11 protein-coding genes and 1 pseudogene are annotated in these 8,827 nt (G+C 56.6%); 2 read left to right on the top strand and 10 right to left on the bottom strand.

Annotated elements, in window-relative coordinates; genetic code table 11:
- A partial coding sequence (locus KEM60_RS15395; protein WP_219108856.1) for a S8 family serine peptidase occupies positions 1 to 1,118 on the top strand: 1,118 nt, incomplete at its 5' end.
- 125 nt (positions 1,119 to 1,243) lie between these two features.
- Here the strand turns inward: KEM60_RS15395 and KEM60_RS15400 are convergent.
- The 10 genes from KEM60_RS15400 to KEM60_RS15445 all read right to left on the bottom strand — a co-directional run bounded on the left by KEM60_RS15400 (position 1,244) and on the right by KEM60_RS15445 (position 8,329).
- Positions 1,244 to 1,894 (bottom strand): class I SAM-dependent methyltransferase, encoded by a 651-nt coding sequence (locus KEM60_RS15400; RefSeq protein WP_219108858.1) that lies wholly within the window; start codon positions 1,892 to 1,894, stop codon positions 1,244 to 1,246.
- Positions 1,891 to 2,382, bottom strand: coding sequence for an acyl-CoA thioesterase (locus tag KEM60_RS15405; RefSeq protein WP_219108860.1), 492 nt, complete (start codon positions 2,380 to 2,382; stop codon positions 1,891 to 1,893). The genes KEM60_RS15400 and KEM60_RS15405 overlap by 4 nt, the downstream gene beginning before the upstream one ends.
- Positions 2,383 to 2,553: 171 nt before the next feature.
- Positions 2,554 to 3,090, bottom strand: coding sequence for a 2-oxoacid:acceptor oxidoreductase family protein (locus tag KEM60_RS15410; RefSeq protein ID WP_219108862.1), 537 nt, complete (start codon positions 3,088 to 3,090; stop codon positions 2,554 to 2,556).
- A 24-nt stretch (positions 3,091 to 3,114) separates the two neighbouring features.
- Positions 3,115 to 3,861 carry a thiamine pyrophosphate-dependent enzyme gene (locus tag KEM60_RS15415; RefSeq protein ID WP_219108864.1) on the bottom strand — a complete coding sequence of 249 codons (747 nt, stop codon included), beginning with the start codon at positions 3,859 to 3,861 and terminating at the stop codon, positions 3,115 to 3,117.
- Positions 3,858 to 4,925 (bottom strand): 3-methyl-2-oxobutanoate dehydrogenase subunit VorB, encoded by a 1,068-nt coding sequence (locus tag KEM60_RS15420; protein ID WP_219108866.1) that lies wholly within the window; start codon positions 4,923 to 4,925, stop codon positions 3,858 to 3,860. Before KEM60_RS15420 ends, KEM60_RS15415 begins: the two co-directional genes overlap by 4 nt.
- Complete coding sequence (locus tag KEM60_RS15425; protein WP_219108868.1) at positions 4,918 to 5,151, bottom strand: ferredoxin family protein; 234 nt, start codon at positions 5,149 to 5,151, stop codon at positions 4,918 to 4,920. Before KEM60_RS15425 ends, KEM60_RS15420 begins: the two co-directional genes overlap by 8 nt.
- A 14-nt stretch (positions 5,152 to 5,165) precedes the next feature.
- On the bottom strand, positions 5,166 to 5,939 hold the full coding sequence (locus KEM60_RS15430) for a hypothetical protein (RefSeq protein WP_219108869.1): 774 nt from the start codon (positions 5,937 to 5,939) through the stop codon (positions 5,166 to 5,168).
- Positions 5,940 to 6,686: 747 nt separating this feature from the next.
- Positions 6,687 to 6,944: a polymorphic toxin type 17 domain-containing protein gene (locus KEM60_RS17055; RefSeq protein WP_219108871.1), complete on the bottom strand. Its 258-nt coding sequence runs from the start codon at positions 6,942 to 6,944 to the stop codon at positions 6,687 to 6,689.
- Between the two features lie 752 nt (positions 6,945 to 7,696).
- Positions 7,697 to 8,095, bottom strand: a complete 399-nt coding sequence (locus tag KEM60_RS15440) for a hypothetical protein (protein ID WP_219108873.1) — start codon at positions 8,093 to 8,095, stop codon at positions 7,697 to 7,699.
- Positions 8,096 to 8,101: 6 nt separating this feature from the next.
- Positions 8,102 to 8,329, bottom strand: a complete 228-nt coding sequence (locus KEM60_RS15445; RefSeq protein WP_219108875.1) for a hypothetical protein — start codon at positions 8,327 to 8,329, stop codon at positions 8,102 to 8,104.
- Positions 8,330 to 8,464: 135 nt separating this feature from the next.
- Between KEM60_RS15445 and KEM60_RS15450 the strand changes: the two are divergent.
- A pseudogene (locus KEM60_RS15450) lies at positions 8,465 to 8,827 on the top strand (ISL3 family transposase); the annotation flags it as partial.

Below are 8,827 nucleotides of genomic sequence, written 5' to 3' on the forward strand. Positions count from 1 at the left end.
AGATGTCGCAGGGGGAGGGGGTGAAGGTGTGTGTGGTGGATAGTGGTGTTGATCCGACGCATCCTGATTTGCGGGATGTGACGTTTGCGGGTGGGAAGGATATGTCTGGTGGTGGGACGCCTGATGGGTTGAAGCCGTATAAGGATTATCGGGGGGCGCATGGGACGGGGATGGCGGCGTATATTTCAGGGACGGGTCATGGTCCGGGTAAGTCTGCGGGGATTATTGGGGCGGCTCCTAAGGCGACGCTGATCAGTGTGTCGTGGGGTGATGATATCCGGCGTGATCCGATACCTGAGGCGGTGAAGTATTGTGCTGAGGCTGGGGCGAAGGTGATTAATTTGTCGATTGGGGGGAGTGGGAAGCAGTTGGAATCTGCGGTGGCGTTGGCTGAGTCTAAAGATGTTGTTTTGGTTGCCGCTGTTGGGAATGATGGAAAAAAAATACATGCAGGTTGGAGTAGGGTATTCGGGACTCTTTTGGTGGGGGGTGTGACCGAGAATCTGCAACGACATGAGCTGTCCACCTGGGGGGAGCCTAAGCGAAATGAGTTGAAAGGGGTGTATTCGCAGGGTGTGGGGGTGTGTGGGCCGTTTGCGACGTCATCTCGGCCGGAGGTGAAGGTGCCGCAGGCTGTTCCTGGTGGGGGGTATGAGGATGAGATGGGGACGTCGGTAGCGACGGCGGTGGTGACGGGTGTGGTTGCTGCGGTGCGTGCGAAGTATCCGGAGATGGATGCGGCGAATGTGATTAACAGGGTTATTAAGACGGCGAAGAAAAGTGGTAGTGGTCCTGTGCCAACCCCGGATTGTGGGTGGGGTGTGGTGGATGCTGCTGCGGCGTTGACGGCTGATGTTCCCAAAGTCGATTCGAACCCCTTGGGGCAAATGGATGATAAAGCTTTTAATTCTCACAGAGAAATTTTTGGGGTGAAATCGATGGGGTTGTGGGACCCGTCGTATAAACCTGATGCGCAGAGTCCGGCGAGGCCCAGTGGGTCGCCTGCAATGTCGGCTGAGCCTGCTGGTGGTGCCTCGGTGGGTCTGATTGTGGGTGTGGTGGGTGTGGGTAGCGCGCTCGTGGGTGGGGTGTATTGGTGGTTGCGGAGACGGCAGTAGTTCAACCTGTCGATCACAGCTCTGGCACACGATCAGCTCGTACCGTCGACCAAGACTCCACCGATTTTCGCATTTGCACACAGTTGTTGCTGTTACCTGCAGCGATCTTCGTCAAAGAGTGCAGCTCACGCAGAGGTCAACTGGTCCGGGTCCAGCCGACGTACGGACAACACGCGGAAGCCTTTAGCAGAGGCGAGCCGACCCACCTCATATGCAGAGCCGAGAGTCCCCGCCAGCCAAGCTTGCAGGGAGTCGCTGCCGAGATGGCGTTGGACTACGAGATACGCGATGCCGCCAGGTGCCAGCCGAGCCAGCCAATAGTGCAGCATCACGTGCAGGGCATTTTTCCCGATTCGGATCGGTGGATTCGACCAGATCAGGTCGAAAGTTACCGAATCTGGGACATCATCTGGGGCGGCGACCTGCACCCGTTCCAACCCCATAGAGCGAGCATTGTCAGCAGTCAACATCCGCGCTCGGGCATTGACGTCCACCGCCCACACCGTTGCTGCTGGTGCCAGCGACCCCAGCGATAACGTGATCGGTCCCCAGCCACATCCGAGGTCTAGGAACGTGCCCTGCGCCGGTGGCAGAGGAACTTCCCGTAACAACACCGATGTGCCTAAATCCAGTCGGTCTCCCGAAAACACCCCGGTGGAGGTGTGCACGCTGACATCCCGCCCAGCCAACCGGACCGTGATAGTACGGCGTTCGTCAGGTCCAGCCGGGTCAGCGCTGAAGTAATGCTGGGCGACATCAGGAAGGTCGGAGCTCACAGCGCACCACCATCGACGTCGGTGACAGCTGAACCCACCCGCGAATCCTGCGGAATCGGAGCACGAGGGATCGGGGCATGTCGACGCGGAATGCGATCACGGTCGAAAGTGACAGTGTCATAGCCATGCTCGATGGGGTGACTGTCTTCATCGAGGCCGACAAAGACGATCTTGTCGATCTTGATGATCGTCTGCCGGGTGACCATGTTGCGGACTTCGCAACGCAAGGTCAGAGATGTCCGCCCGAACGCGACCGCTTGCACACCTAACTCGATGAGGTCTCCTTGCCACGCGCTAGAGACGAAGTTGATCTCCGACATGTATTTGGTGACGCACCGTTCGTTGCCTAACTGGAGGATCGCGTAGATCGCACATTCTTCATCGATCCAGGAGAGTAGGGCTCCACCGAAGATCGTGCCGTTGGCGTTGAGATCCTCCGGTTTGACCCATTTACGGCTGTGAAAACGCATTCCGGAGGCATCAGGCATGCTCACTATGGTAAGTGGTCGCCAAGGACGTAGCCCGGCGGTGGTCGCCCCGGACGCGGTCCGGTCCCGGTCGCCGCGGGGACGATCGGGACCGGACCTGGTGTGGGAAGAACGGGGCAACGGCCCGCACGTCGTACGGGCATCACCGCAGGGAAGGGGGGACCGTGCGGGTCAGGTGAGAGCTGGTGAGGTGACGCAGTCAGCGCCACGGTCAAAAGCGAGTCTGTTCCCTTCCATCAGGTGGGCTTTTCGGGCACCGAGTTTGACCTCAAGGGAGTGCAGCAATGCCTCGGGGGAGACACAGCGGGTCGCCGCGATGAACGCTCCCAACATGACCATGTTGGTCATCTTCAAGTTGCCTAGTTCGTTGGCAATCTCGTTGCTGGGGACATACACCACCTTCACGTCATCGCGGTCCACCGTGTCCGGCACTAGGGAACTGTTAACGAGGACACAGCCGCCGGGTTGGACGTGCGGGAGGAACTTTGGCAGCGACGGCCGGTTCATGATGATGACACTGGTCGCGTCGTGGTCAATGACGGGGGAGGGGATGTCCGCCGAGGAGACAATCACCGAACAGTTCGCCGTGCCACCACGCATCTCCGGACCGTACGACGGCAACCAGGACACCTGATGCCCATCATCCATACCAGCCTGGGAAATCAACTGACCCATCATCATGATGCCTTGGCCACCGAAGCCGGACATGATGCACTTTTCGGTACGCACCGTTCAGCCCTCTTTCTTCGGATCGCGCAAATTACCTAACGGGTAATACGGGATCATATTTTCTTCCAGCCACTTCAAAGCTTGGTTGGGGTCGAGGCCCCAGTTCGTGGGACAGCTGGACAGCACTTCGACAATCCCGAAGCCTTGACCGGCGAGTTGCACCTCGAAGGCCCGTTTGATGGCTCGCTTGGCTTTACGCACGTAGACGGGGTTATGCACAGACACCCGTTCGACGAAAACCGCGCCTGGGACTTGGGCGAGCATCTCCGACATTTTCAACGGGAAGCCGGTGGTCGCGGCATCCCGCCCGGTGGGAGAGGTAGTGGTGCGCTGACCAATGAGAGTGGTCGGCGCCATCTGTCCGCCCGTCATGCCGTAGATCGCGTTATTCACGAAAATGGTGGTGATTTTTTCCCCACGATGGGCGACGTGGACAATCTCGCTGGTGCCGATGGATGCCAAGTCGCCGTCACCTTGATAGGTGAAAACAACATTGTCCGGCAGGACCCGTTTGATACCTGTGGCCACTGCTGGGGCACGTCCGTGAGCTGCTTCATGCATGTCACAGTTGAAGTAGTCGTAGGCCAACACTGAACACCCCACTGGTGCGACCCCGATGGTTTGTCCGAGCACCCCTAATTCAACGAGGACCTCACCGACCAGGCGGTGGATGATGCCGTGGGTGCATCCTGGGCAGTAGTGCGTCTTGCGTTCGGTCAGACCGGGGGTGCGTTCAAAAACGACAGTCACCGCAGATCTCCTTCCAGGATGTCCTTGACCTTGTCAGCGATCAACCGCGGCGTGGGGATCATGCCGCCGGTGCGGCCGACAAAGCTGATAGGCAACCGGCCTTCATTGGCGATCCGTACGTCGTCAATCATTTGGCCCATGCTCATCTCCACGACGAGGAGGTGTTCGACGCTGGCAGGCAGCTCGAGGAACTCCGACATGGGGAATGGGAATAGGGTAATCGGCCGCAACAGCCCGGTACGGATCCCGTCTTCTTCCAAAATCTCAATGGCGCTCTTGACAATTCGAGATGTTGTGCCATATGCGACAATAGCGATCTTGGCGCCATCAAGTCGGTAGCGTTCCGCCATTGGCTCCTTCAGCCGCATCTCGTCGTACTTGTCGAACAAGTGATGAATATGGGTTTCCAACTCCTCTGGCTTCAAGAAGAGAGAGTTGATGATGTTTGGTTCTCGTACGCCCTGCGTCCCGGTGGTGGCCCAGTCTTTCGGAGGGAGGTCCATCTTCGGCAGGTCGTTGCGCAGTTCAACTGGCTCCATCATCTGCCCGAGCATGCCGTCACCGATGATCATGACGGGATTACGGTAGTAGTCAGCTTTATCGAAGGCGATCTGTACCAGATCAGCGAGTTCCTGCAATGTTGCTGGGGCATAGACCAACAGTTTGTAGTCGCCGTCACCGCCACCACGAGTGGCTTGGTTGTAATCCGATTGCGCCGGCTGGATCCCTCCCAACCCGGGACCGCCACGCACGATGTTGACGATCACACACGGCAGCTCCGCTCCCGCGATGTAGGAGATGCCTTCCTGTTTGAGGGCGATACCGGGAGAGGACGAACTGGTCATGCATCGGGCCCCGCTCCCCGCGGCGCCGTACACCATATTGATGGCGGCAACCTCGCTTTCGGCTTGCACGAACGTGCCGCCGATGTGCGGGAGATGTGCTGCCATGTATTCGGGCAACTCAGTCTGTGGGGTGATGGGGTAGCCGAAGAAGAACCGGCAACCGGCGTTGATGGCGGCGGCCCCGATGACCTCGTTGCCCTTCATGAGTGTCTTAGGCATCGGTGCGCTTCTCCTTCGAGACGGTGATGCTCTGGTCCGGGCACATGACAGCGCAATTCGCGCAGCCATTACAGGTCTCCGGGTCGGTCAACCGGACCGGGTGGTAACCCATCGCGTTGATCGACTGCTCGTCCAATTCCAAGACGTGCACACCACACGCTGTGACACATAAGCCACAGCCTTTGCACACATCGTGGTCGAAGACCACTGTTCCCTTGGTTGCCATCCGTCGTGCCTCCTTCACATCCAGATGTCACGCATGAACATGCCGATGGGCAGGACGTCCCCGTCCATCTCCTCCTCGATCTGCGCCAGGACGTGCGGTAAAGCACACACGTGACGCACCGGCAGGCCAGTCTCGTCGCTGACTGCTTTGGTGAGTCGGTACCCGGCCAGGACGTCATCCACTCCGGTTTCCCGCAGCAGGTGGGTGTTGCTGATCAACCCGGTGCACGACAACGTTGACCACGCCTCAATCTGATTCAGGTGCGCCACAACTCCAGCAACATCCCTGGTCTCAGGGCGGTAGGCGTTAACGACGAGGAGCACCTCGTATGTCCGTCGTTGAATATCAGCAGCGAATTCCACCAGGACTTTCGCGCCGATCCCGTTGCCGCCGACGTCGAGGATCGTTTCGCATGTCGGGTCGGCCAACGGGACTCGAATTCGCGCAGAGACCGCCGGAAGATCCAAGGTGAGATTGTGCCCCAGAGAGGAACTGACCACCTGCACCCCGGCGGCTTCCATCATTTCGGCCTGTTCCCGGGATCGAAAGTAGGGGTTGACGATATCCAGGTCACCGACCGCGACATGATGACCTGCTTGAGCGAGCTGCATGGCCAGGGACACGCAGACCTCGGTCTTACCGCTGCCGTAATGACCGGTGACCACCCTCACCGGCATGTCCACTTGGGCAGACAACGGTGAGTGTTGAGTTGGAGACGCCAGAGCACCATTGCCGAGTCGGTCTGTGACCGGCTCGGTCGTCGCCTCGGTCGTGTGAACGGCCTCCATTGGCCAGCCTCCGATATCGACGCCACAGGGGCGCTCCGGGCCGCCTTGGACGACAGCCCTGGGTTGAGCACTTCCAGACTAGGTGTGCGTCGGGGAGTGCGCAGCGATTTACCTCAGGTACGTCGAAGGTTGTCGAGACCGAGGCGTGTGGTGCAGATGACGGTACGACGCTCAGCGCTGCTGTTGCTACAGGTCAGGGCGATACTGGGAGCTGAGAGCCGGGAGGGAATACGCCGTGATCAACAAGACGACGATCAAACCTCACCGCAGAGCTGCGAAAGGGCCCTCAGCGAATAACCCGGGAACGAGATGGAGTGAGGCCACCCCATACTGGGTTATGCCAAGAATGCAAGCTACTGAGGATCTCGTGAACAACGCCCTAATGTTTCGGCAACTTCGTTGTCAGAACAGCCATATGTCTGGTTATCTTGTGAAAATTGCTAAATAGCAGGGCTAGAGTTTCTGGGATTATCACGCAAGCCGTCCCTGCTATTACGAACTTTATGTATCAGATTGCCATAATTATGGATGAGATCTTCATCGCTGCCATGAGTAACCATTCTGCTGACGACATATCCTAAGGGTATAAGGTCCGATCTCGAAGCACTGTAAACTCTGCCTCCGATGCCGACGGCGTATGACCAGTAACCATCTCCTTCCGCCCTGCCACTTATTATTCCTAGCCCTTGTGGCAACTTGCATCCCGCGATTGGGACAACCAATTCACCAAATTCAAGAGGTTCCATTTTAATGAGTCACAATTCCTTTCAGTGATACATTAACATGCGCATTATCTCTTGATAGATGCCCAATCATCGCTTTTCCTTTTCGCGAAAGTTGCACATCCCACTCGAATGGCTCTCCCGCCGTGCGTGATGGGCCGGGTAGACACTCATTATAGAATCGATCCAGGAATCCACCGTTCGGTCCTGTGGGGAGACGTTCGGCGGGGTTGTAATCGGGGGGGTGGCACGTACCGAATCTTTCCCTTATTAGGTAGGCCATTTCTTTCGCCAGGGCCTGCCCTTCTCATTCTTTCTTTGACGCTAAATTGCTTCTTGTTAGTTTTGTATTCTTGGGGGGTGAGCCCTCAGGGGTCGGTCCAGGTGGTGGGGTTGGGGACGGGGTTGTGGGGGTGTCCGTAGAGTGTGGTGTTGCGGGCCTAGGTGATATTTTCCTCGGGGTGAGGGATTCAACGTGACTTGGAGCGCGTGAGCTAAATCAGCTTCACGATGACACCGACGACTCGTGGGGTGTAGAAAATGCTGATCCGATCCACAGGGGACATATTTCCTCATTAAGGGAGTTATTCATGAGCAGGTCAGGAGTATCTCCGGCGCGCGTGTTGTGCAAGATCTCATCACTCGTGAATAATGCCCTTAATAATAAGTCATACTCCATCATTCATCCCTGGTTTTACTTACTGTGCTGGATCGACGTTTCTGGGCCGCTATTTCTCGGTCAGACTGGAGCGTGCTCGCCCTTGCTGGAGAGCGAAGCTCATCGAGCACAACTACGGTGACGATCTGGCCTAGAGATAATTTAGAGTCAATTTTAAATTTATCCACCATCACGTTAGCTCCGTTAGTTAAGAGCACCCTAGCTCCCCAAGGTAGTATGTCAATGACTTCACCTGAATATTCAGAATGCAAGCTAATTGTCATAGGACGTTATTTACGAGCGATGAGATCTTGCGCGTTACGCGCGTCGAAGATGCTCATGACCTGCAAGTTTGGAGATCTTCACTTAAGGGATGATTATGCTCGTGAATAACACCCTGTTGTTATCCTGGTTCTATTTTTTATTTGCTCACTGAGTAGCTGAGCGGCACGCCGAAGTCGTTCCTCATTTGGATCTTCGCCGAATCTGCGAGCAATGCTTTCCTTGAGGAATTCTTCACACACTTTATGGGAATTTAATGCACAGAGTCCGCCTAATTTCGAAAGTATAATCAGAGCCTCGAAAATAACATCGTCATACTCGTTGGGGTTATCTGGGTAGACCATTTCCATGGGGTCAGCTTCTTCCAGCGCAAACCTAATAATTTTTATGGTTTCGCTAAACCTTTTTTCAAGAACTTTACGGACCGCTTGATATTCTTCAATAGTTTCAATCTCCCAGAAAGGGCGTGCTGGCGAGAATTCTTCGCGCAACATATTTCCTCATCTCTTCACAGTAAGAAATATCTTTAATGTCGCATTTCCGCTAAGCTTTATCTGATACACAACACGACCATTAATTCCAATTGGCACGAAAAGTTTGTCTTGTTTTGATGGGTCGGGAATGGTTCCTTTAAGGGATCCTAAAATCTCAATCAGACGTCCCAATTGCCGCACGGCATCATTTGCTTCCTGAATGGCTATAAATCCGGCTCGCACTGCTCGAATCATGTCAATATGCGGCTCTTGGGACTTGAGTGTGGGTTGGGTTCGGCGGTGTGCTCGGTGCTCGGGTGGGGGTAAGGGTCGAGGCCCCTGGCAGGATCAGAGGACTTCTACCCCCTCTGTTCGTTAAGGACCTCGACTGTGACTGACTCTACTTTGCTGTGCCCTGCGTCTGGTTTGTGCTCGTCGTGTGAGGCCTGGTTGGGTCTGTCCGGGGTGCGTGTGCTTGAGGTTGTCGAGGACGAGGGGCGGGGTCGGCTGGTGGTCCGGGTGGATCCGGTCCTGGATGTGGTCGGCTGCCCGGTCTGTGGTGTCGTGGTCTACGTCCGTGACCGTGCCCAGGTCAGGCTGGTCGATGCGCTATCGTTCGGCTGCCTGGTGGCCTTGGTGTGGGTCAAGCGGCGGTATGTCTGTCTCGAGTCTTCGTGTGCGGGCGGGACGTTCGTCGAGCAGGACGAGCCGGTCGCGGCGCTGCGGGCGCTGTTGACGGCTCGCGCGGTCTCG

The sequence above is a fragment of the Austwickia sp. TVS 96-490-7B genome, assembly GCF_019331795.1.
Lineage (GTDB): Bacteria > Actinomycetota > Actinomycetes > Actinomycetales > Dermatophilaceae > Austwickia.